Origin of the sequence: Cryobacterium sp. MP_3.1, from assembly GCF_035984795.1 — a bacterium.
Classification (GTDB): Bacteria; Actinomycetota; Actinomycetes; order Actinomycetales; family Microbacteriaceae; genus Cryobacterium; species Cryobacterium zongtaii.
In genome coordinates, this window is sequence record NZ_JAXCHV010000007.1 from 28,620 (window position 1) to 51,156 (window position 22,537).

The following is a 22,537-nucleotide window of genomic DNA, read 5'->3' on the forward strand; positions in this document are numbered from 1 at the left end:
AACACGGCCGATTTCTGCCCCGCGAACCGTTGCTCCGTCAACGGCCGGCACCGGGTAGATTTGATCTGATGAACAGTCAGCCGGACCCTAGCCCGAGCGACGCCGACGCGATCGCGACCCCCTACGAAGACCTGCTGCGCCTGGTGCTGGAAACCGGGGCAAACAAGGCCGACCGCACCGGAACGGGCACCCTCAGCGTGTTCGGCGCCCAGCTGCGCTTCGACCTCAGCCAGGGCTTCCCGCTGATCACCACCAAGCGAGTGCACTTCCCGTCGCTGGCCTACGAGCTGCTCTGGTTCCTGCGCGGTGAGAGCAATGTGGGCTGGCTCAAGGAGCACGGCGTGCGCATCTGGAACGAGTGGGCCGACGAGCAGGGTGAACTCGGCCCGGTCTACGGCGTGCAGTGGCGTTCCTGGCCCACCCCGGCAGGCGGTCACATCGATCAGATCGCCCAGGTCATCGAGACCCTCAAGACCGACCCGGACTCCCGGCGGATCATCGTGTCGGCCTGGAACGTCGCCGACATCCCCGAGATGGCCCTGGCACCGTGCCACGCCCTGTTCCAGTTTTATGTGGCTGACGGCAAGCTCTCCTGCCAGCTCTACCAGCGCAGCGCCGACCTGTTCCTCGGCGTGCCGTTCAACATCGCCAGCTATGCGCTGCTCACCCACCTCGTCGCCGCGCAGACCGGCCTCGAGGTCGGCGACTTCATCTGGACCGGTGGCGACTGCCACATCTACTCCAACCACCTCGAGCAGGTCACCGAGCAGCTCAGCCGCGCTCCGTACCCGGCACCGCAACTGAAGATCACCACCTCGCGTGACAGCATCTTCGACTACGAATTCGAGGACCTCGAGGTCCTCGATTACGTGCACCACCCCGCGATCAAGGCTCCCGTTGCCGTCTGAGGATGCCCGGATCGGGTTGATCTGGGCGCAGGCGGTCACCGGGGTGATCGGTGACGCCGGCGGCATCCCCTGGCGACTGCCCGAGGACCTGGCCCGGTTCAAAGAGCTGACCCTGGACGGCGCGGTCATCATGGGCCGTCGCACCTGGGACTCCCTTCCGGAGCGGTTCCGCCCGCTGGCCGGGCGGCACAACATCGTCATCACCCGGCAGCCGGACTGGGCCGCAGAGGGTGCCACGGTTGTGCACTCCCTGGTTGAGGCGCTGGACGCTGCGGCGCCCGCAGCCGTCTGGATCATCGGCGGTGGCGACATCTACCGGCAGGCGATGCCACTGGCCGACCGACTTGAGGTGACCGAGGTGGACCTCGATACGGCCGGCGACACCGTGGCTCCCGCCGTCGACGCCGCGTTCGGGCAGATCGCCGTCACCGACTGGCTGACTTCCCGCACCGGGCTGCGCTACCGCTTCGTGAGCTACGAGCGCGTCACGGCATAGCGGACGGCATCCCCTGGTGAATGGCCAGTTGACGCTCGCTGGATCCACCTGAACGGGCCGCACGTGTCAACTCGCGAGCTCGTGCGCCAGCATCCGTCTACCGGGGTGCCCGACGCTGCAGGGCCGGCTGAATCCGGAACTGTCCGCTGAGCGCGAGCACCGCGATGACCGCGGCCATCACGATCCAGGCCACCCAGCCCAGCGGGCCGAGCGCCACAGGGTCGGCGGCGGTGCCGTCCACGGCCACCAGGAACAGGAAGCCAGCGGCGGCGTTGAAGGCGCCGTGCGCGAAGACCGCCGGCCACACCGAGGCGGTGCGAAGCCGCAGCCAGCCGATCAGGACGCCGTAGAACATGCAGCCCCCGATCATGAGGGCGACGCCGAGCAGGTTGGGCTGGGCGAAGTTGTAGCCGAGCAGGATCACCGGGCTGTGCCAGAACCCCCAGACCGCGCCGCTGATCAGCAGCGCCGGCCAGGTGCCCAGCGGGCGCAGGGACGGCAGCAGCCAGCCGCGCCAGCCGATCTCTTCGCCCAGCGCGAAGAGACCGTTGAAGATCGCGGCCACTGGGATCGTCAGCAGCTGCAGCAGGACGATGAGCCCGACCGGAATGGACGACGGCGAGGCGGCGGGATTGGCGTTCTGCAGCACCTGCGCGAAGCCGGAGAAGGTCACCAGATCAAGCTGCACGAGCCCGAGCGCCGCGGCGAGGAACACACCCACCATCACCAGCAGAGCACTGCCGAGAAGGCCGAAAACGGTCATCCACAGGGTGCGTTTGAGCGGGCGGAGCGGCCACAGGCCGAGGTACTCCGGGATGGATCGGGGGCGCGGGCGCTGTACCGCGAGCACCACAAAGAGCGCAGCGATGCCGGGAGTGAACATCATGACCGGCAGCAGGAGGGCGGCGAGTGGGTTGGCCAATCCACTGCCGTCCAGCCAGAGCGGGAGGGCCACCAGCCAGGCGAGGCCGCACGCCAGAATCACGAACACCGCCACCGCGGTCCACGGCACCCGACCCGGAAACGGCGGCACCGCCACGGTGGTCGAGGGTTGTGGATCGCTGAGGGTTGGTGTGCTCATGGCTGCAACGCTAGTCAGCATCCGGCCGGTCGGCATCCGTCGCACGGCGGAGCTGCCGGGAGCTGCGCTAGGGGTCGTGCCTGGCCCGGCTGGGCTGCACCCGGGGCGGCTCACCGGGCATCTTGGGATAGTCCGGCGGGAATGGCAGCTCGCCCAACCCCGCGGCCAGGTCGCGTTCCCACCACTCCAGCAGCGTGTCGATGCGGCCCGGCTGCTCGTGCATCCGCGCCCAGGGATCGCCGGTGCTCTGCAGGCGCTTCGGCACGGTCAGGATGGTGTGCGCCTTGGGGTCGGTGCTCCCCAGTTCGTCCCAGGTGATCGGGCACGACACCGGAGCATGGGCGAGCGCCCGCGGACTGTAGGCGCCGGCCATGGTGCGGTCCCGGTTCGCCTGGTTGAAGTCCACGAAGATGCGGGCCCCGCGCTCTTCCTTCCACCAGGCAGTGGTGACCGTCGTCGGCATCCGCCGTTCGACCTCGCGGGCTGCCGCGATCACCGCGTGCCGCACCACCTGGAACTCGCGGGTGGGCTCGATGGGCGCGAAGACGTGCAGGCCGCGGTTGCCGGAGGTCTTGACGAACGCGGTGAGGCCCGCCTCGGCGAGCACGGCGCGCAGCTCGATGGCCACCGGGATGGCGTCGTCGAAGTCGGTGCCGGGCTGCGGGTCGAGGTCGATGCGCAGTTGGTCGGGGTTGTCGGTGTCCTCTGCCCGCGATGGCCAGGGGTGAAAGACCACGGTGTTCATCTGCACCGCCCACACGGCACCGGCCGGTTCGTCGATCACGAGCTGCCGATGGGTGCGCCCACTCGGATAGACCACCGGCACCGCCCGCACGAACTCGGGGGGGCCCTTGGGCGGGTTCTTCGAGAAGAACTGTTCACCGTCGATGCCGGCCGGGAAGCGCTGCAACGACACCGGGCGGTCGCCGTTCGCCGCGACGAAGGACTCCCCTACGGCCACGATGTATTCGGCCAAGTCGAGCTTGGTGATGCCCACCTCCGGCCAGAGCACCCGGCTCGGGCTGGAGACGCGCATGGCCCTCTCGCCGTGTGGCCCGTGGACAACAAGCTCCGTCGCTTCACTCGCCATGCGCCCAACCTAACCCGGATCCCTTCCGCGAACAGTGAGTGGAGCCCCAGAAATTCGCGATTTCTGGGGCTTTTCTCACAGCTCGCGGATGTCTTCGCGCCGCGCCGAATCCGACCTGATGCCCGGCGTCGAGCTCGGCGGCGTCGCGACATTCCTCGGCGAAGCCTCCGAGTCGGCCACGACGCTGTTCATCTGAGTCAGGTCAAACGCCGTAGTCCTCGGCCGGCGAGGAGATGCTGGTGATGGTGCGCTCAGGATTGTCGGTCCACACCCACACTGAGATCGACGAGTTGTCTCGTGGATTCGCGTCGCTTCGGGGAATATCGACTCCGCCGACGAACACTGCGAAGCTGTCCTCGTCGGTCAAGGTGTGCGGATACTGGTCGGCGAGGGTAAGCGCCGAATCGCCGATCTGGATCCCGTCTATCGTCGCCAGTGACACGCCGTTCAGTTCCGGCGCCTCGAGAACGACGTAGTAGTTCGAGTCCAGCGGCGCGGCGGCCGGCCAGTCCTCGTCCACTATCCGCAGCCCCGGCCACTCGTAGAGGGTCTGGGGGCCGGGCTCGACAGTCGGATACTCCCGGCCCACGACCGGGTCGGCGCCGAAGGCCGCAGTCAGGGCGGCGACGACGTCCTCGATCGGATCGTAGTAGCTGAAGGACACCACGCTGTCGTCGCTCGAGGTCACCTGCATGGCCTCGGGCGTCAGCACGATTCCGGTGACAGTGGCAGCCGCCGCGGGTGCGGGTGTTTCCGTCGGCACCGGCGTTGCGGTCGGGCTGGCGACGGATGTCTGTGACGGCTCTGGCGAGGCCGCGGTGCCTGCCGATCCCTCCCCGGCGCAGCCCGTGAGTGCCACCGCCAAAGCCCCGATCAGCAAGAATGACCGTGCACGAACCATGAATCTCCCCCGAGATGCTCTCATGTGCTCATGCTAGTGACGGCACCCCCAGAACAACCAGAACCGACCACCCCAGTCCCGGGGTGGTCGGATCGGTCGGGCCTATCGCGCAGCCTCTTGCGCAGCCCCCGCGATGTTGACCATCCAGGCCACTCCGAACCTGTCGACGCACATGCCGAAACTGTCGCCCCACGGCGCGACCTCCAGCGGCATCGTCACCGTTCCGCCGTCGACAAGCCGGTCCCAGTAGCCGCGCAATACTGCGGCGTCGTCACTGTCGCCGCTCAGCGAGACCGAATAGTTGTTGCCGGGCGTGTACTCCATGGCGTTCGGGGTGTCCGCCGCCATCAACGACAGGCCGTTCGGGGTGGTGAGCGCCGCGTGCATGGTCTTGTCCTGCTCGCTCGGGTCCTCGCTGGCCTGGTATTCCGCGAACGTGCTGCGCGTCAATTCGCCGCCGAAGATCGAGTGGTAGAACTCCATCGCCTCCTTGGCGTTGTCACGAAATCCGAGATAGGGGTTGAGCTTCGTGCTCATGATGTCTCCTCGCTGCCCGGACCTCGCTGCCCGTGCCATCGGTGGTGGAAGGTGCGTCTGCGTACGCTGCCGATTATCAACCGGACGGCGCAGATGCGCGAGTTGTGCGCCGGCTCAGGCCGTTCGGGTCAGCACGGCTGCGCCACCGGCAGCAGCTCGGCGGGCACGGGCCGCGAGATCAGGTAGCCCTGTGCGGTGTCGCAGCCCATGGCCCGAAGCAGGTGCAACTGGCCGGGACGTTCCACTCCCTCCGCGGTCACCCGCAGGCCCAACGCGTGGGCCGTGTCGATGACCCCACCCACCAGAAGCGCGTCCTGGGGCGAGTCCTCGATCGTGTCGATGAAGGTCTTGTCGATCTTCACGGTGGTCAGTGGGAGGTCACGCAACATCGCCAGCGACGAGTACCCGGTTCCGTAGTCGTCGAGCGCGATGCTCAGGCCCGCGTCCCGCAACGCCTGCAGCTGGCCGATCGCCCGCGGCAGGTCGGTGATCGCGGACCCCTCGGTGATCTCCACCTGCAGCAGCTCCGCGGGCACCCCGTGGGCGGCGAGTGCCGCGAGCACCTGCGGAACCAGGGTGCGGGCGGCCAGCTGCAGCGGAGACACGTTGATCGCGATGCTGCGTGGCTCACCCGCATCCAGCCACTTCCGCGCCTGCGCGCACGCCTGGTCGATCACCCACTCACCGATGCGGTGGATGTCGCCGGACAGCTCCGTGATCGGGATGAACTCGGCCGGCGACACCTCACCCAGTACCCTGTCGTTCCAGCGCAGCAGAGCCTCGACGGCGGAGCAGTCCCCCGTGACGAGGTCCAGTTGCGGTTGGTAGTTCAGCGCGAAGGTGCGGGATTCGAACGCCGCCGTGAGCCGACGGCGGATGAGCGCGTTCCGGGTGATCGGCGCGGCGCCCTGTCCGTCGAGCCTGGCCACTTGGCGTTTGCCGGACTGCTTGGCCTTGATCATTGCACCGTCGGCGTGTCTGAGCAGTGCGTCGAGCTGGTTCAGCTCCAGTTCGTCGACCACGTCGACGGCCATCGAGACACCGACCGACGCGGATACGTGCAGAAGGTGGCCGTCGCTCGGGAACGGTGCGGTGGCACTGATCAGCACCCGGTCCGCGACGTCGAGGGCCTGGGCCTCCGTCACGTTCACCAGAAGCGCCGCGAATTCGTCCCCGCCCAACCGGGCCAGAACATCCGTGGGACGCACCAGCCTGCGCAGCCGGTCGGCGAATTCGACGAGGACCTCGTCACCCGCCCGGTGACCGAAGGTGTCGTTCACGGCCTTGAACCCGTCCAGGTCGATGAACAGCACGGCCACGCCGGCCAGGTCATCGGCGGTGAACGTCGAGCCCCGCTCCTCGAGCTGGCGCCGGTTGGCCAGTCCGGTGAGGGAATCGTGCAGTGCGGCGTAACGGAAGTCGGACGACAGCCGCTCGAACAGCTGGGAGACCGCGACAACACCGGGCCCGGCATCGGTGAGTACGAGCACGTCCCGATAGCGGGACTCCTCCGGCAGGGCGAGGATGCGCTGGGCGGCGTGGCCAAGTTCGAGGTTTCCCGGCAGCGAGAAGGAATTCTCCGCCACCATGTGCGCCGCGGTCGACCTCACGTGCAACCCCCGTCCGAAGCCGAGTCGCCCGGTGAGCGTGTATTCCACGTGCTCGCGCGACAACAGCGCGTATCGTTCACCGTCGTGCACGACCAGGGAGCGGAGCTGGCGCTCGGCCCGGAAAGCCCGGTCGATGTCGGCCAGCGGGGTGTCTCCCGGTACCAGTCGGGCGGGTGTGGCCAGTTCGCCGAGGCTGACGGGCCGGTCAGCACGCAGTTCCCGGGCTACAGGCGGAAATTCTAAGCTCATACAAAATCAATACCGGAGCCCGTGGGTGTCACAAAACCCGCTCGCCGCCGTTTGCCGCGCGTTAAGGTTCCGCGCACCCCCAGAACGGCCACATCGAGTGCCGCAGATCACCGGGCCGCTCGGCGATGACCAGGGAGTGACACCGACATCCGCAGTTGCCGAAGGTCGGTTAAGCTGACGCTGAACAGGCAGCGCCTGTGCGTGTCGTTATCGAAGGACCCCCATGGACCACGTCGCCAGCATCGTCGCCGATATTCACCTGACCAAGCCCGAGGCGCTGGCCGTCATCGCCGCGACGCTGGATGCCCCGGTGCAGGGGGCGCGGACGGCATCCGCCTTCGTCGCGCTACCGCAAGGCGGCTGGGTGGAAGTGGACATCCCCAAATTCGGTGAGGCCCCGCCCCTCACCCTCGACGTGCACGATCCGCGCGGCCAGGCTGAGGCCCGCGCCTCCGCCCAGTCGCTGCTGGACCTGCTCGCCCACGTTGCCGGCTGGCCTGTGCACCACCTGCGCGAATGAGGGCAACTCTATGCGTACGCACGGGTTCTTTCCCGTAGCGTGGAGCCATGAGCAACGAGACCCTCACCCCCAGCACGCTGCGTCCCAGTTACGTGGAGCCCGGCAAGGACTTCGATCGCGACACCAACTACATCGAAGACCGCATCACCCTCGACGGACGCGACGGCTGGCCGGTGGAACCCGGCCGCTACCGCCTGGTAGCCGCCCGCGCCTGCCCGTGGGCGAACCGCACCGCCATCGTGCGCCGGTTGCTCGGCTTGGAGCGGGTCATCTCCCTTGGCCTGCCCGGCCCCACCCACGACAAAAACAGCTGGACCTTCGACCTCGACCCGAACGGGGTCGACCCGGTGCTGGGCATCGAACGCATCCAGCAGGCCTACTTCGCGCGCTTTCCCGACTACCCCCGCGGCATCACGGTGCCGGCGATCGTGGATGTGCCCTCGGGCAAGGTCGTGACCAACAACTATCCCCAGATCACTCTGGACTTCGAGACCGAGTGGGCGGACTACCACCGGCCCGGCGCGCCCGCCCTCTATCCGGTCGCCCTCCGCGCCGAGATCGACGAGGTCGCCAACCTGATCTTCCACGACGTCAACAACGGCGTCTACAAGTGTGGCTTCGCCGGCAGCCAGAAGTCCTACGAGCGGGCATACGGCACCCTCTTCTCGAGGCTCGACTGGCTCGAAGAACGCCTGACGAACCAGCGTTACCTGGTGGGCGATACCATCACCGAGGCCGACATCCGCCTGTTCACCACGCTCGCCCGGTTCGACGCGGTTTATCACGGTCACTTCAAGTGCAACCGCAACAAGCTCAGCGAGATGCCGGTGCTCTGGGCCTACGCCCGCGACCTGTTCCAGACCCCGGGCTTCGGCGACACCATCGACTTCGAGCAGATCAAGAAGCACTACTACGTGACCCACAGCGACATCAACCCCACCGGCATCGTGCCCGCTGGGCCGGATGCGTCGGGGTGGCTGACCGCGCACGGCCGCGAGGCCCTGGGCGGCCGCCCGTTCGGCGACGGCACGCCGCCGGAGGCGCCGCTCGAAAGCGAGCGGGTACCGGCGCTCTAGGCTGCACCGAGGTGCGAAAATCCCCCCTTGACTGGCAACAGGAAGGGGGGATTTTCGCAGTTCAGTCGCGCCTAGCGGGCCAGCCAGCCACCGTCGACGGGCAGGGTGATGCCGTTGATGTAGTCGGATGCGCTGCTGGAGAGGAAGACGGCGGCACCGACGAGGTCGGAGGCTTCGCCCCAGCGTCCGGCGGGGATGCGATCGAGGATCGCCTTGGACCTGTCGGCGTCAGCCCGCAGGTCCTTCGTGTTGGCGGTGGCGATGTAACCGGGTGCGATGGCGTTCACGTTGACACCGGACGCAGCCCATTCGTTCGCCAGCGCCTTGGCCAGGCCGACGATAGCCGACTTGGATGCCGTGTAGCCGGGAACGTTCACGCCGCCCTGGAAGCTCAGGAGCGAGGCGGTGAAGATGATCTTGCCGTGGCCGCGCGCCACCATGTTGGCGCCGACGGCGCGACTCAGCACGAACTGCGACGAGAGGTTCACGGCGATCACTTCGTCCCAGAACTCGTCCGAGTGCACGGCGGCCGGGGCCCGGCGGATGGTGCCGGCATTGTTGACGAGGATGTCGGCGTTCAGGGCGGCCAGCTCGGTGCCGAGGGCGGTGATCACTGCACGGTCGGCGTAATCGGCGTCGTAGGGGGTGAAGGTGCGGCCCAGTGCCTCAACCCGCTGGGAGACCTCGCTGCCGGTCATCGGCATGTTGACGCTCACGCCGACGATGTCGGCTCCGGCCGCGGCGAGTCCCTCAGCCATGGCGAGCCCGATGCCGCTGCTGGCGCCCGTGACGATGGCCACCTTGCCGGTGAGGTCGAAGGGGTTCGCGGTCATGTTGGTGCTCCTTTGTGAGTGTGCCGGGTCGCGTTCGATGTTCTGCTGGGCGGAACATCGTTCCGCCTAGTGACTACTCTACGGGGTGATCACGCCGCCGGGCGACCCGACCTGCGGATTGGACGGGCCCCGCACGGCCGCGAGTACCCTCGTATGGTGCACATCTCTCCCGCGACCGCGCTCACAGCGCTCACCGCCGGCGACTGGCGCGAACTGGAACGTCGGCACCAGGATCGGGCCGACGCCGCCACGCTGGGACGCCGGCAACGCGCCGGCACCGTAGACACGCATCCGGTGGACGACTTTCTGTTCACCTACTACCCGTTCCGTCCAGGGTTGTTGCGGCGGTGGCACCCCGGTGCCAACGTGGTCCTGCAGGGCGCGGCGACCGAGGAGCGCGCCGGGTGGAAATGGTACCGCTCCGAGCGGGACGACCTGGTCGTCGACCACGCCGCCTTCATCGAGAAGAACGCGCGGAGCATCCGCTTCATCGTGACACTGCTGGGCCGCACCGCCCAGCGAGCCGGCGATTTCGGCTGCTTCGGCCTGCACGAATGGGCCATGGTGTACAAACAGGGCGAGCACCGCCATGAATCGCCGCTGCGGCTCAGCCAGGGCGACACCGACACCGTGGTGGAATCCCACCGGATCGCCTGTACGCATTTCGACGCGTTCCGCTTCTTCACCCCCGCCGCCGTGGACCTCAACTCGGAGCAGGCCCGCCCCGTACTGCCGAGCCGGGAGAACCAGCCGCGTCTGGAGCAGCCCGGTTGCCTGCACGCTGGCATGGACGTCTACAAGTGGGCCATCAAGCTCGGTCCCCTGATTCCCGGGGACCTGCTGCTGGACTGCTTCGACCTCGCCCGCGACATCCGGGAACTCGACATGCAGGCATCCCCCTACGACCTCTCCGAGTGGGGCTACTCCCCTGTCGCCATCGAGACCCCGACCGGCAAGGCCGAGTACGTGCGGCGGCAACGCGGGTTCACCGAACGGAGCAACGGCCTGCGCGCCCGGGTGATCGCCGCGGTCGGCGCGCTGCCGGAGCCTGTGCTCCCGGCGCGTTAGCCCAGGTCACGTCGGCGGATGCGCTCCAGCTCGTCACCGATACCGATGTCGGCCACGACGACCCGGCCGACATAGTCGGCGGCCGGGCGGGTGACGAGCCCGGTCTTGCAACCGCCGAAGGTCACCGTCAGGTCGGCCGGCAGCACCGTGGGGTCGGGCACGCTGCCATCGTCCACGCCGATGCCGCTGGGCAGGTCCACGGCCACGACCAGGGGCGGATGCTCACCGGCGAGGGCCGGCAGAAGAGCCGCCACAGTGCCGCGCGCCACTCCGCGCAAGGCGGGATTGCCGGTGGCCCCGGTGCCCAGGATGCCGTCGAGGATCAGGTCGGCCGAACGAGCGAGGCCTGTGACGACGTCGGGAGGTTCGTCCATCGGGCGCAGGTCAGCTCCGTGCGCGAGGGCCGCCTCGAGCGCTTCCCGGTGTGGGCGGTCGCTGGTAGGCAGGATGCAGAGGGTGGCGCCCCAGCCGGCCAGCATCTCCGCGGCGTACAAGGCGTCTGCCCCGTTGTTGCCCGACCCGGCCAGAACCAGCACGCGCGCATCCTCAACCGCTCCGCCATCCGATCCGCCGCGCCGCGCCGTGAGAAGGGCCGCTGCCTCGGTTGCGAGCGCACGGGCCGCCCGGGCCATGAGGGGTACTCCCTGCTCGAGGAACGGGGCTTCGGCCTCGCGCACCTGGGCTGCGGTGTAGGTCGGCACGGGTGAGGGATGCACGCCGCCACCCTACGCCGCCGGGGCGGCCCGACCCCGCGACGCTCAGCATCCGGTCAGAGAAGTGGATACCCCATGGGGTATTGTTGGGTCCTCCAGGCCGCCCGGCCTGGCCAACCAGAAGGAGTCCCCCGTGTGCCGAGCCGTGACCTGTAGAACCTGCGGAAAGACCACCTGGGCCGGCTGTGGTCAACACGTCGACCAGGTCATGCGGGGCGTCCCCCGAATCGATCGCTGCGCCGGACACCAGAAGGAGCCCTCCGGGGGAGGCTTCTTCACCAGGCTGTTCTCCCGCCGCTGACCGGCGAAAAGCGCTCACAGTCCTACGCTGGGGTCATGGATGTTCCCAGGCCGACAACGCTGCGACCGATACTCACTCTCACGGTCAACCCTGCCCTCGACGTCAGCACCTCGACGGAAAACGTGGTCGGTGAGCACAAGATGCGCTGCGGACTCTCCAGGCTCGACCCGGGTGGCGGCGGCATCAACGTCTCCCGCGTCATCCAGCGTCTCGGTGGCCAAACCCTGGCCATTTATGCAGCCGGCGGGCCGACCGGCGACGCCTACCGCAAGCTCATCGAAGCCGAAGGCCTCCCCACCGTGGTGGTGCCCATCGCGGGCAGCACCCGGGAGAGCTTCACGGTTGACGAGACGACCACCGGCAAACAGTTCCGCTTCGTGTTGCAGGGTCCGGAAATCACCGAACCCGAGTGGCGTGCCTGCCTCGCCCGGGTGGCGGAGTCGATCCCGCACGGCGGCTACGTGGTGGCCAGCGGCAGCCTGCCGCCGGGCGCGCCCGACGACTTCTACGCCAGGGTCGCCCGCCTGGCCCGCGAGCACGACGCGCGCTGCATAGTGGATGCGTCCGGGCCGGCCCTGGCCGCAGCCCTCGCGGAAGGGGTCTTCCTGGTCAAACCCAGCGGACGTGAACTGGGCGAGCTGGTGGGCTCGACGCTCGACACCGAAGAGAGCCAGATCGCCGCGGCAAGCACCCTCGTCTCCCGGGGATCCGCCGAGTTCGTGGCCCTCACGCTCGGCGGCAAGGGTGCCGTGCTCGCCTCGGCGGCCGGCGTGATGCGCTTGGCCGTTCCGCAGGTCACGGTGCAGAGCACTGTCGGCGCCGGCGACAGTTTCCTCGGCGCGTTCGTGCTGCGCATCGCACAGGGCCACGACCCTGCCGCGGCCTTCAGAGCGGCGGTCGCGGCCGGCAGCGCCACCGCGATGACACCGGCCACCGAGCTCTGCCACCGGGCCGACGTGGAACGACTGGAAGCCGAACTCGCCCTGGTCCCGGCCTGAGCGCCTCGGGCGGCGAGATTAGTGTTGTTCCCATGAAGCTGACCAGAATCGACCCGCCCGGTCGGAGCTTTTCCCGCTGGCTGACCGACGAAGAGGTGGGCCAGGTGCTGGCCGCGAGCCGTGGCTGGCGACTCGGGAGCGACGGCAGCGTCGTTGCCGGCACTCTGCGCAAGACCGTCATCGCCCCTTCCCTGGTCGCCCTGGGCGCCGCGGCAACCGCCAATCGGTGGATCAGCCGCCCCGCCAGGGCGGGTAGCGATGGCAGCGGGCCGACCCACATGATGTGGGGCGTGTTCGAGGCCCGCACCGACGCCGAAGTGGCCGAACTGGTGGCCGCCGCCCCGCGGTAGGCCGAGTCATTGACCCAGTGATCAATGTAGGGTGGGAGCCATGACCCTCCTCGCCTCGCAGAAGACCCGCGCCACGATTGTCCGCACAGTGTTGCGCCTGGTGCTCGGCGCTTTCCTGCTGCTCGCCGGCATCAGCCACCTCACCGTCAACCGGGAGGCGTTCCTCGCCCAGGTACCTACCTGGCTGCCGCTGGAGGGCGACTTCGTGGTCGTGGCCTCGGGAGTCGTCGAGATCATCCTGGGCGCGGCGCTGCTGGCGCTGGGCCGGTTCCGTGTGCAGGTCGGCTGGATCGTGGCCGCGTTTTTCGTCGCGATCTTTCCCGGCAACATCTCCCAGCTCGTCACCCAGACCGACTCATTCGGGCTGAACACCGACCTCGACCGCACCATCCGGCTGCTCTTCCAGCCCGTGCTGGTGCTCTGGGCGCTCTGGTCAACGGGCGCCTGGAAGGCGTGGCGCGAGTATCGCACCGGCCGGCGCACCGACGGCGGCAACTGACCCATGGGCGGACCCAAACTGCCCGAACAGGAACGCTGCGACGCCATCCTGACCGCCGCCTACCAGATCGCCCTCACCGACGGTCTTGATGCCGTCACCGCCCGACGCGTCGCCACCGCAGCGGGCATCTCCCCTGGCCTGGTGTTCTTCCACTTCCAGTCCAAGGACGGCCTGCTCCAGGCCCTGCTCGCGGTGCTGCTCGACGGCACCCTCGACGCGCTCACCGACCCGAGCCTGGCCGCCCTGGCACCGTGGGACCGCCTCGAACGGATGGTCAGGGTCGAGCTCGAACGCCTGGTCGAGCACCACGCGGGCGTGGAGTTGCTCTTCGCGTTCTACTTCTCCCGCCACGCCGACCTGTTTCGCGACCGCATCGAGGCCTCATTCGGGCGCTACCTGGAGGCGTTCCTGCCGGTCTGCCGCGAGGCGGTCGGCGCGGCCGGGTCCCCTGCCGGCGGGGAGGGCGTCTCGGGCGTCGACCTCGCGGCCACAGTCGTGGCGCTCATTCAGGGCGCCTCCATCCAGGCGATCCGCAACTCGGCCTTGATCAATTCCGAAGCGCTCCTCGCGACCATCAGGGCCCTGCGGCCGCGCGCCGCCTGACAAGCCGTCCTGAGGAGGCCGGCGCCGAGGCAGGCAGAGCGACCCGAGACAGGTCTCCCCCGACGTGCCTCAAAAACCCCTTCTGCACGCGTGAAGGGGACTAGTGCCCGGAGTGGGCGACGTCGGTGCGGCGAGGCAGCGCAGCCGGACGCTAGGGCAGGTCGCTCAGCCCGGCGGGCAGCGGACCGTCGCTCACGAGGTACAGGCGCTGGGTCGCGCGGGTCATGGCCACGTAGAGTGCTCCGGCTCCGCGTTCGGACGCCGCCACGATGGCGGTGGGGTCGACGACGATCACGGCGTCGAATTCGAGACCCTTGGAGTCGTGCGGGGTGAGCAACGCCACATCCCGCAGCAGACCGAGCGCCCCGCGGCCGACGATGTCGCCGAACTCGGCGTCGAGAGCCTCTGCGAGGGCATCGATGTGCTCCTCCACCACGATCACCGCGACAGTGCCGCCCACGCCCAGGGTGCGCTCCCGCCGCAGGGCGTCCAGGGCGTCCGTCACGATAACGACCGGCCAGTCGCTGGCGCGCACCGTGCGTGACGCCGTGATCGGCAGGCCGTGCGCCACCGCCATCTTCTCGGCGGCCTCGGCGATCTGGCTGGGGGTGCGGTAGTTCACCGTCAGCTCCTCCAGGCGCCACCTGTCGGCTTCGAACGAGGCCTCGAGCACGGGTGCGAGGGCCTCCCGCCAGCTGTCCGCCGCGGCGGCCGCGGCGGCCTGGGCGATGTCGCCGACGATGGTGAACGAGCGGCGCGGGCCGCGGCGCATGAGCAGCCGCCACTGCATGGGCGAGAGCTCCTGCGCCTCATCCACGATCACGTGCCCGTAGGTCCAGCTGCGATCCAGCGCCGCCCGTTCGGCCGTGGTGGCGCGGTCGCCGAGTTCGGCGAAGTTGTCGGCGAGGGCCTTCGCATTCACGAGTCCCTTGACGTCCATGTTCTTGATCGCCAGCTCGGCGTTCTCAATGTCGCGCTTGCGCTGTTCCTTGGCCTCACGCTTCTGGGCCGCGTCGACGGCGCTGTACTCGCCGAGGTGCTCGGCCGCCTCATCGAGCAGCGGGATGTCGGCGATGGTGAACTCGGCGTCACGCGGTCGGTGGAGCAGCGCGCGCTGCGCGGCCCGCCAGCGCGGCGTGAGCTCTTCCAGCCACTGCGGCCGGGCGTAGAGGTCCTGCACAAGCTTCTGCGGGGTGAGTGGCAGCCATGCGGTGTTCAGCGCCACCCGTACATCGTCGGCCAGCCGGAGGTCTTCGCGCAGCATCGGAAGGTCGGTGTCGTCCATCGACCGGCCCTGGCGCTGGAGCTGCTCGAGCCACTCGCGGGCCAGCGCGTTCAGGGCGTGCTTGACGAAGACGACGCGGGCCTCGTTGTGCGGCTTCCCGCCGGAGCGGGCGCGGTGGATGGCTGCCTCGATCAGCTGGGGCTTGAGCACCAGGGTGTCGCCGTTCACGAGCAGCTTTTGGGCGGCGGCCGGCACCTTCTGCCTGCTCTTCACGGCCCGAGCGATCAGGTCGGCCATGAACGTCTGGCCCTTGAGCGCGGCGACGGCGGGCGCGTCCTCGTGGCCGGCCTCGACGCCGGGGAACAGCTGGCCCACCGAGGCGAGCACCACCCCGGTCTCTCCGAGTGACGGCAGCACCGCCTCGATGTACTGCAGGAACGACGTGGACGGTCCGACGATGAGCACACCGGCGTTCTGCAGCCTGTCGCGGTGCGTGTAGAGCAGGTAGGCGGCGCGGTGCAGCGCCACGGCGGTCTTGCCGGTGCCGGGGCCGCCCTGCACGACAAGCACACCGTTCAGCTCCGAGCGGATGATGCGGTCCTGTTCGGCCTGGATCGTCGAGACGATGTCGGACATGTGCCCGGTGCGCTGGGCGGTCAGCGCCGAGAGCAGCGCCCCCTCGCCCTGATGCAGGTTGGCGGTGTCGCCCTCCAGCAGCGCCGCATCCAGAATCTCGTCTTCGATGCGGATGATGCGCCGGCCGTTGGAGAGCAGGTGCCGGCGGGAGCGGGCACCGAGCGGCGTCGCGGCGGTGGCCTGATAAAAGGCGCTGGCCTGCGGTACCCGCCAGTCGAGCAGGATCGGCTGCAGGTTCTCGTCGCGGAGGCCCACCCGGCCGATGTACCTGTAGACGGGTGCGCCGTCCTCCTCCGGGGCAGTCTCCAGCCGGCCGAAGGCCAGGCGGTCGTCCACCTCGCGCAACTGCACGATGCGGTCCTCGTAGGTGCGGGCAAAGGTGTCGCGCTCGGACCGGGACTGGTGGTTACCACCGACGTCGAGAATCCGCACGGCCTTCAGCTGGGCCTCGGCCTCCCGCTGCAGCGCGTCGAGGCGCGCGTACAGCGTGGCGACATAGTCCTGTTCGCGCGCGAGCTCCGTATCAACCACTCAAACACCCCTCAAATCAAACGACCAGTTTAGCCGCTGACGATGCTGCTGGGTTTCGACCCCCAACCGGGAGCACCGGCAGAGCGAATCCGTCACGCGGCCGAAATGTCCCCGGCATACACGCTCCCTAGGTTTGGGCTACCGGATTCCGCACCCCGTCGCGGACAGAGCCCGAATAGACCCGAATAGAGGGGTAAACCATGAGTGGAAATGCCATGCGCCTGCAGGCGATCAGGGATGTCGAGGCCTATGTGCCCCCGGCCGTCAGCTTCACCGACGCCGAAACCCCTGGCCAGATCTTCGGTGAGAACGTGTTCAGCAGCGTCGTCATGCAGAAGCGCTTGCCCAAGCTCGTCTACAAGTCGGTCATGGCCACCATCGAGCACGGTGCGATGCTGGATCCCCTGGTCGCCGACGCCGTCGCCTCCGCCATGAAGGACTGGGCGATGGAAAAGGGCGCATCGCACTACGCGCACGTGTTCTACCCGCTCACCGGCCTCACCGCCGAAAAGCACGACAGCTTCCTCGAACCCGTCGGCGACGGCACCGCGCTGGCCGAGTTCGCCGGCAAGACCCTCGTGCAGGGCGAGCCCGACGCCTCCAGTTTCCCCAACGGCGGCCTGCGCAACACCTTCGAGGCCCGCGGCTACACCGGATGGGACGTCACCAGCCCCGCCTACGTTCTGGAGAACCCGAACGGCAACACCCTGTGCATCCCCACGGTTTTCGTCTCGATGACCGGCGAAGCCCTCGACCACAAGACGCCGCTGCTGCGCTCGCAACAGGCGATGGGCGAACACGCCGAGCGTATCCTGCGCCTGTTCGGCCACGTCGAGCCGGCCAAGGTCGTCGCGTTCTGCGGCCCTGAGCAGGAGTACTTCCTCGTGGACCGGCACTTCTTCCTGGCCCGCCCCGATCTGCTCAACTCCGGCCGCACCCTGTTCGGCGCCAAGCCGCCCAAGGGCCAGGAATTCGACGACCACTACTTCGGTGCCATCCCCGAGCGGGTGCTCGGTTTCATGATGGACACCGAGCGGGAGCTGTTCAAGCTCGGCATCCCCGCCAAGACCCGGCACAACGAAGTCGCGCCCGGCCAGTTCGAGATCGCGCCGATGTTCGAACGCGGCAACATCGCCGCAGACCACCAGCAGCTGCTGATGACCACGTTCAAGACCATCGCCAAGAAACACGGCATGGAGTGCCTCTTCCACGAGAAGCCCTTCCAGGGAGTCAACGGCTCAGGCAAGCACGTCAACTTCTCGCTGGGCAACAACCAGCTCGGCAGCCTGCTCGTCCCCGGCGACAACCCGCACGACAACGCCCAGTTCCTGGTTTTCTGCGCCGCGGTCATCCGTGCCGTGCACAAGTACGCCGGTCTGCTGCGGGTCTCCGTCGCCTCGGCGACCAACGACCACCGTCTGGGCGCCAACGAGGCCCCGCCGGCGATCATCTCGATCTTCCTCGGCGACCAGCTGGCGGATGTCTTCGAGCAGATCGCCAAGGGTCCCGCGACCTCCTCGAAGGACAAGGGCACCATGATCATCGGCGTCGACACGCTGCCCCAGCTGCCGACCGATCCCGGCGACCGCAACCGCACCAGCCCGTTCGCCTTCACCGGCAACCGGTTCGAGTTCCGCGCGCCGGGCTCGATGCAGACCGTGAGCGGCCCGATGGTGACGATCAACACGATCATGGCGGAGTCGCTGGACTACATCGCCACCGACCTTGAGGCGGCCGTCGCGGCCGGCACCGACTTCGACACCGCCGTGCAAGCCCTGCTGACCCAGATCATCACCGAGCACGGCGCCATCGTGTTCAACGGCGACGGCTACGCGGACTCCTGGCCCATCGAGGCCGAAAAGCGGGGGTTGGCGAACCTGCGGACGACGCTGGACGCCCTGCCGGAGCTGATCACCGAGTCCGCCCTGGAGCTGTTCGAGAAGTACCGGGTGTTCAACCACCGGGAGATGCACAGCCGCTATGAGATCGGTCTGGAGCAGTACGCGCTCACCATCGGTGTTGAGGCCCGCCTCACCCTCGAGATCGGCTCGACGCAGATCCTGCCGGCCGCGATGCGGCACCAGACCGAGGTGGCACTCAACATCGGCGCCGTCAAGGCCGCCGGCGGGGATGCCGACATAGCCGCCCTGTTGGAAGTGAGCGCTCCGATCGCCAAGCTGCGCACCGCCCTGGTCGTGCTCAAGGACGTCCTGGCTGCCGAGTCCGGCAGCGCGCTGGCCGAGGCAGAGCACGCCAGGGATGACCTGCTGCCGGCCATGAGCGCCGTGCGCGCGGCGGCCGACGTGCTGGAGGGCATCGTGGCCGATGACCTGTGGCCGCTGCCGACCTACCAGGAGATGCTCTTCATTCTGTAGCTTCCACGAACAGGCCGAACGCAGAAACGCCCCGGCCGGACCCGTCAAGGTCCGGTCGGGGCGTTCTCATCCGCGGCTACGCCGCCAGCGGCATCCGTGCCGGTTCGGACGCCACGTGCAGGGCACCATCGGCCACGGTAACGGCCACCACTCCCGCGACGCCGAGCTCTGAAGCCACCAGCAGGTCGGCGATTCTGTCGTCGAGCTGACGCTGGATGACCCTGCGGAGCGGCCGCGCGCCGTACTCGGGCTCGTAGCCGTTCTCGGCAATCCAGTCCACGGCCGCGTCGCTCACGGTGAGCGCGTGTCCCTGGGCGTGCAGCCTGGCCTCGGTCTGGTTCAGCAGCAGCCGCACAATCTGGCGGAGCTGGGGCTGATCGAGCTTCCGGAACAGCACGACCTCGTCGATGCGGTTGAGGAACTCGGGCCGCATGGCCTCACGGAGCTTGGCCATCACCCGGTCCCGCAGGGCCTTCTCCGACCCGAAGCCGTTGTGCGCTCCGTCGAGGTCGGCGGTGAAGCCGAGCGCGCCGCTGCGGCTGGCGAGCACCTCGGAGCCGATGTTGGACGTCATGATGATCACGGTGTTGCGGAAGTCCACAGTGCGGCCCTGGCCGTCAGTGAGGCGGCCGTCGTCGAGCACCTGCAGGAGCAGGTTGAAGACGTCGGGGTGCGCCTTCTCGATCTCGTCCAGCAGCACCACCGAGTAGGGGTTCCGCCGCACGTGTTCGGTCAGCTGGCCGGCCTCGTCGTAGCCGACGTACCCCGGAGGAGCACCGACCAGGCGGCTCACGGTGTGACGTTCACCGAACTCGCTCATGTCGAAGCGCAGCATCGCCTTCTCGTCACCGAACAGTGACTCGGCCAACGATTTGGCGAGCTCGGTCTTGCCCACCCCGGTGGGGCCGAGGAACAGGAAGCTGCCGACAGGCCGGGAGGCATCGCCCATTCCGGTGCGGTTGCGCCGTACGGCCTTGGCGATCACGGTCACCGCGTCCTCCTGCCCGATGACCCGCTGGTGCAGGTCGTGCTCGAGCGTGGCGAGGCGTTCGCGGTCGCCCGCGGTGAGGCGGCTGGCCGGGATGCCGGTGGCGCGGGCGATGATCGCGGCGATCTCGGCCTCGTCCACCACGGCGGACGGTGCCGGCTGTGACGCATCCTGGGCGGCCTCGGCCGCGGTGATCTGCTCCGCCAGCTGCTCGGTCTCGTCCCGCAGGCGGGACGCCTCCTCGTAGGCCTCGGCGGCGACCGCGATGGTCTTGGCCGTTTCGAGGCCGGCCCGCTGTTCGCGCAGGCCTTCGATGTCGACCCTCGAGCCGAGCGCTAGACGCGCTCGGGCGCCGGCCTGGTCGATCAGGTCGATGGCCTTGTCGGGCAGGAACCGGTCTGGAACGTACCTGGCGCTCATTTCGACGGCCGCGCGGATCGCGGCATCCGTGTAACGCACCGAGTGATGCTCGGCGTAGCGGCCCTGCAAGCCGGCGAGGATCTGCACCGCGTCGTCGATGCTGGGCTCATTCACCCGCACGGGCTGGAAGCGCCGTTCGAGGGCGGGGTCCTTCTCGACCTTGCGGTATTCGTTGAGGGTGGTGGCGCCCACGACGTGCAGCTCACCGCGCGCCAGGCGCGGCTTGAGGATGTTGCCGGCGTCCATTCCGCCCTCGCCGGCACCGCCGGCACCGACCACGGTGTGCAGCTCGTCGATGAAGACGATGATCTGATCGCTGCGCTCGCTGATCTCGTCCATGGTCTTGGTCAGGCGTTCTTCGAAGTCGCCGCGGTAGCGGGTGCCGGCGAGCATGGCGGGCAGGTCGAGCGCGATGACGCGCTTGCTGCGCAGCTGTTCGGGCACCAGGCCGTCGACGATGGCCTGGGCCAGGCCCTCGACCACGGCGGTCTTGCCCACGCCGGCTTCGCCGATCAGCACCGGGTTGTTCTTGGTGCGGCGGGAGAGGATCTCAACGGTCTGTTCGATCTCGTCGCTGCGGCCGATCACCGGGTCGAGCTTGCCGGAGCGGGCACGCTCGGTGAGGTCGATGCCGTAGGTGTCGAGCATCGGGGTGTCTGAGGCACTGTCGGCGGCCGAGCTGCCGGCCTGGGCCTCGTCGTCCTCGGCCTGCTGGGCGCCGGCCTGCAGTGACTCGGCCGTGACGCCGGACTCGGCGAGCACGCGGGCGGCGGGTGAGTCCTGGTTCACCACGAAGGCGAAGAACAGGTGCTCCGGGTCGATGTAGGTGGAGCCGAAGGCGCGGGCCACCTGGTGAGCATCCAGCAGGGCGCGCTGTGCCGAGGGCGTCAGACCGGGCGCGGACTGGGACTCACGGTCGCCGGACTCCGGCAGGCGTTGGTCGGCGGCGGCCGCGATGGCGGCGGGGTCACCACCGGCACGGCGGATGGCCGAGGCGGCGGGTTCCTGTTCGACCATCACCCGCAGCAGGTGCAGGGCGTCAACGTGGGCGTGACCGTGGGCGACGGCGAACTGGGCCGCCTGCACGAGGATCTCGTGGGTGCGGCGGCTGAGGAGCCGGGTGATCTCGATGGGGCGGCCGGACTGCGCGGCGCGCTGGCCTTGCAGGTAGCGGGCCAGGAACTCGTCGAACGAACCGTTGTCGGAACCGGTCGGGCCGAAGTATGTAGGCAAGGAAACCTCCTGGGAATCTGAACGAGGAGGAAACCCAAAACTTGAGTGACCTCGACTCAAGTCAACGTTTGGGCGCGCGTTTCATTCCCGCGGCATCCTGAGATTTCCCTGAATCCGCGCTCGCAATGCGTCCGGCGGACGCCGAAGTCACTGCCGCCGGGCGCACGACACACGGGCCGGGTCACCGGGTTTCAGGAGGTGAGGTCGGCGCACTCGGGTGCAGCTCGGAAGGCCTGGCCGAGGGTGCTGGAGGTGTCCTGGGTTGCCGTGGTGATGGTCTGAGCGGCGGCACCCACGTCGGAGAGCACTGTACCGGTGTCACCGACGAGCGTCGCCAGCGCATCGACCAGGGTGGCCCCGCTGGTGCCCTCCACCGCACTGGCGCTCGCCCGCAAGGTCGTGAACGACTGATCGACGGTGTCGATCGACTCCTGCACGGCCAGGAGCTCCGGGTCGTCCCCGAGATTCTCCGGGGGTGACTTCACAGTGTCGACCAAGGCGCTCACCGAGGCCGACACGGTATCCATCTGGTTGGACACCGCGGTACCCACCGAATCGCCCCCGGTGACCGCCGCCGTCGCCAGCCCCTGAACGTCGGTCTGCACGGTCGATACGTCGCTGCAGACCGTGCCCGCCCAGGTGATCTGTGCATCTGTCGGAGGTGACGCCGTCTGACCGGGTGACGGGGTGGCCGTTGCGGCCGATGGCGACGAACTGCTCGGTGTCGGATCGGTGCCGTCGGCGGGCGCGCATCCGGCAAGGAGCACCAGCAGGGCCATGAAGACGATGGGCTTTCTCACTGGGGGTGCTCCTCACTGGATCTGCCGCACGACGCGGCTGCGGTGGACTCTGGGCGTTACTGGGTGTCGCCCTCGGAGTCGAGTTGGATCGCGAGGTCGAAGGCCTCGACGATCTTGCGAGCCGATGACAGCAACCGTGGCGTGCCCACGATCGGGGCAACGGCGATGAGAACGTCCTCGATGTCGCCGGCGGTCAGCCCGACCTCCGCTGCCGGTCCGACGTGCATGAGGTATGAACCGACCGGTGCATCCACGGCCACCAGGGCCGCGATCCGGGCGATCATCAGCGTGCGCGGATCGAGGTCGGTGCGGGCCAGCGAGACAGCGTTGATCTCTGCCGCCGCATCCAGTACCGGGGTTGTTCCTGTGGCCATGGGTATCGCTCCATTTCCAGGGTTGGACCCTGTTGGTGTTCGCGTTTTCCGGATTCTTCGGTGTTCGACGGGCGCACCACGACGGCACGCCGGCCTCACGCCGCAGACGGTAGCAACCAATC

21 protein-coding genes are annotated in these 22,537 nt (G+C 68.5%); 10 read left to right on the top strand and 11 right to left on the bottom strand.

Annotation, left to right across the window (positions count from 1 at the left end; translation table 11 throughout):
* The first annotated feature begins 68 nt into the window (after positions 1 to 68).
* Both RCH12_RS06370 and RCH12_RS06375 read left to right on the top strand, forming a co-directional pair.
* Positions 69 to 908, top strand: a complete 840-nt coding sequence (locus RCH12_RS06370; RefSeq protein ID WP_327016361.1) for a thymidylate synthase — start codon at positions 69 to 71, stop codon at positions 906 to 908.
* Positions 898 to 1,404 (top strand): dihydrofolate reductase, encoded by a 507-nt coding sequence (locus RCH12_RS06375; RefSeq protein ID WP_327016362.1) that lies wholly within the window; start codon positions 898 to 900, stop codon positions 1,402 to 1,404. The genes RCH12_RS06370 and RCH12_RS06375 overlap by 11 nt, the downstream gene beginning before the upstream one ends.
* 97 nt (positions 1,405 to 1,501) lie before the next feature.
* Here RCH12_RS06375 and RCH12_RS06380 read toward each other — a convergent pair whose 3' ends face one another.
* From RCH12_RS06380 to RCH12_RS06400, 5 genes are all read right to left on the bottom strand, one after another.
* Positions 1,502 to 2,485, bottom strand: a complete 984-nt coding sequence (locus RCH12_RS06380; RefSeq protein WP_327016363.1) for a CPBP family intramembrane glutamic endopeptidase — start codon at positions 2,483 to 2,485, stop codon at positions 1,502 to 1,504.
* Between the two features lie 67 nt (positions 2,486 to 2,552).
* A complete protein-coding gene (gene ligD / locus RCH12_RS06385) occupies positions 2,553 to 3,575 on the bottom strand; it encodes a non-homologous end-joining DNA ligase (RefSeq protein WP_327016364.1) in 1,023 nt (340 codons plus the stop codon).
* Between the two features lie 202 nt (positions 3,576 to 3,777).
* Positions 3,778 to 4,287, bottom strand: a complete 510-nt coding sequence (locus tag RCH12_RS06390) for a hypothetical protein (RefSeq protein ID WP_327016365.1) — start codon at positions 4,285 to 4,287, stop codon at positions 3,778 to 3,780.
* Positions 4,288 to 4,578: 291 nt separating this feature from the next.
* Positions 4,579 to 5,013, bottom strand: coding sequence for a VOC family protein (locus RCH12_RS06395; RefSeq protein ID WP_103479074.1), 435 nt, complete (start codon positions 5,011 to 5,013; stop codon positions 4,579 to 4,581).
* Between the two features lie 128 nt (positions 5,014 to 5,141).
* On the bottom strand, positions 5,142 to 6,872 hold the full coding sequence (locus RCH12_RS06400; protein WP_327016366.1) for a putative bifunctional diguanylate cyclase/phosphodiesterase: 1,731 nt from the start codon (positions 6,870 to 6,872) through the stop codon (positions 5,142 to 5,144).
* A gap of 223 nt (positions 6,873 to 7,095) precedes the next feature.
* On the opposite strand from RCH12_RS06400, the gene RCH12_RS06405 reads away from it, so the two are divergent.
* Together RCH12_RS06405 and RCH12_RS06410 are read left to right on the top strand one after the other, a co-directional pair.
* The gene (locus RCH12_RS06405) at positions 7,096 to 7,392 is read left to right on the top strand and encodes a hypothetical protein (protein ID WP_103431573.1); all 297 of its coding nucleotides are present in this window, start codon (positions 7,096 to 7,098) and stop codon (positions 7,390 to 7,392) included.
* A 47-nt stretch (positions 7,393 to 7,439) separates the two neighbouring features.
* Entirely contained in the window at positions 7,440 to 8,468 is a 1,029-nt protein-coding gene (locus RCH12_RS06410) for a glutathione S-transferase family protein (RefSeq protein WP_327016367.1), read from the top strand.
* A gap of 71 nt (positions 8,469 to 8,539) precedes the next feature.
* On the opposite strand, the gene RCH12_RS06415 is transcribed toward RCH12_RS06410, so the two are convergent.
* The gene (locus tag RCH12_RS06415; protein ID WP_103431571.1) at positions 8,540 to 9,301 is read right to left on the bottom strand and encodes an SDR family oxidoreductase; all 762 of its coding nucleotides are present in this window, start codon (positions 9,299 to 9,301) and stop codon (positions 8,540 to 8,542) included.
* A 153-nt stretch (positions 9,302 to 9,454) separates the two neighbouring features.
* Between RCH12_RS06415 and RCH12_RS06420 the strand changes: the two genes are divergently transcribed.
* The gene (locus RCH12_RS06420; protein WP_134480704.1) at positions 9,455 to 10,369 is read left to right on the top strand and encodes a 3-methyladenine DNA glycosylase; all 915 of its coding nucleotides are present in this window, start codon (positions 9,455 to 9,457) and stop codon (positions 10,367 to 10,369) included.
* Here RCH12_RS06420 and RCH12_RS06425 read toward each other — a convergent pair.
* A complete protein-coding gene (locus RCH12_RS06425) occupies positions 10,366 to 11,085 on the bottom strand; it encodes an NAD(P)H-hydrate epimerase (protein WP_327016368.1) in 720 nt (239 codons plus the stop codon). The genes RCH12_RS06420 and RCH12_RS06425 overlap by 4 nt on opposite strands.
* A 333-nt stretch (positions 11,086 to 11,418) precedes the next feature.
* Here RCH12_RS06425 and RCH12_RS06430 point away from each other — a divergent pair, with 333 nt between their 5' ends.
* From RCH12_RS06430 to RCH12_RS06445, 4 genes are read left to right on the top strand one after another with little or no spacing between them, the layout of a single operon-like run.
* Positions 11,419 to 12,381, top strand: a complete 963-nt coding sequence (locus RCH12_RS06430; RefSeq protein ID WP_198418794.1) for a 1-phosphofructokinase family hexose kinase — start codon at positions 11,419 to 11,421, stop codon at positions 12,379 to 12,381.
* Between the two features lie 32 nt (positions 12,382 to 12,413).
* Positions 12,414 to 12,731: a hypothetical protein gene (locus RCH12_RS06435; RefSeq protein ID WP_088455897.1), complete on the top strand. Its 318-nt coding sequence runs from the start codon at positions 12,414 to 12,416 to the stop codon at positions 12,729 to 12,731.
* A gap of 40 nt (positions 12,732 to 12,771) precedes the next feature.
* Entirely contained in the window at positions 12,772 to 13,230 is a 459-nt protein-coding gene (locus tag RCH12_RS06440) for a DoxX family protein (protein ID WP_327016369.1), read from the top strand.
* A gap of 3 nt (positions 13,231 to 13,233) precedes the next feature.
* A complete protein-coding gene (locus tag RCH12_RS06445; RefSeq protein WP_134480702.1) occupies positions 13,234 to 13,833 on the top strand; it encodes a TetR/AcrR family transcriptional regulator in 600 nt (199 codons plus the stop codon).
* Positions 13,834 to 13,984: 151 nt separating this feature from the next.
* On the opposite strand, the gene RCH12_RS06450 is transcribed toward RCH12_RS06445, so the two are convergent.
* A complete protein-coding gene (locus RCH12_RS06450) occupies positions 13,985 to 16,225 on the bottom strand; it encodes a HelD family protein (protein ID WP_088455894.1) in 2,241 nt (746 codons plus the stop codon).
* Between the two features lie 200 nt (positions 16,226 to 16,425).
* Here RCH12_RS06450 and RCH12_RS06455 point away from each other — a divergent pair, with 200 nt between their 5' ends.
* A complete protein-coding gene (locus tag RCH12_RS06455) occupies positions 16,426 to 18,600 on the top strand; it encodes a glutamine synthetase III family protein (protein WP_327016370.1) in 2,175 nt (724 codons plus the stop codon).
* Between the two features lie 76 nt (positions 18,601 to 18,676).
* On the opposite strand, the gene RCH12_RS06460 is transcribed toward RCH12_RS06455, so the two are convergent.
* The 3 genes from RCH12_RS06460 to RCH12_RS06470 form a co-directional block, all read right to left on the bottom strand.
* Positions 18,677 to 21,241 (bottom strand): ATP-dependent Clp protease ATP-binding subunit, encoded by a 2,565-nt coding sequence (locus RCH12_RS06460; protein WP_134409132.1) that lies wholly within the window; start codon positions 21,239 to 21,241, stop codon positions 18,677 to 18,679.
* A 191-nt stretch (positions 21,242 to 21,432) separates the two neighbouring features.
* The gene (locus RCH12_RS06465; RefSeq protein ID WP_088455891.1) at positions 21,433 to 22,041 is read right to left on the bottom strand and encodes a hypothetical protein; all 609 of its coding nucleotides are present in this window, start codon (positions 22,039 to 22,041) and stop codon (positions 21,433 to 21,435) included.
* A gap of 56 nt (positions 22,042 to 22,097) precedes the next feature.
* Positions 22,098 to 22,415 (bottom strand): carboxymuconolactone decarboxylase family protein, encoded by a 318-nt coding sequence (locus RCH12_RS06470; protein ID WP_327016371.1) that lies wholly within the window; start codon positions 22,413 to 22,415, stop codon positions 22,098 to 22,100.
* Between the last annotated feature and the right edge of the window lie 122 nt (positions 22,416 to 22,537).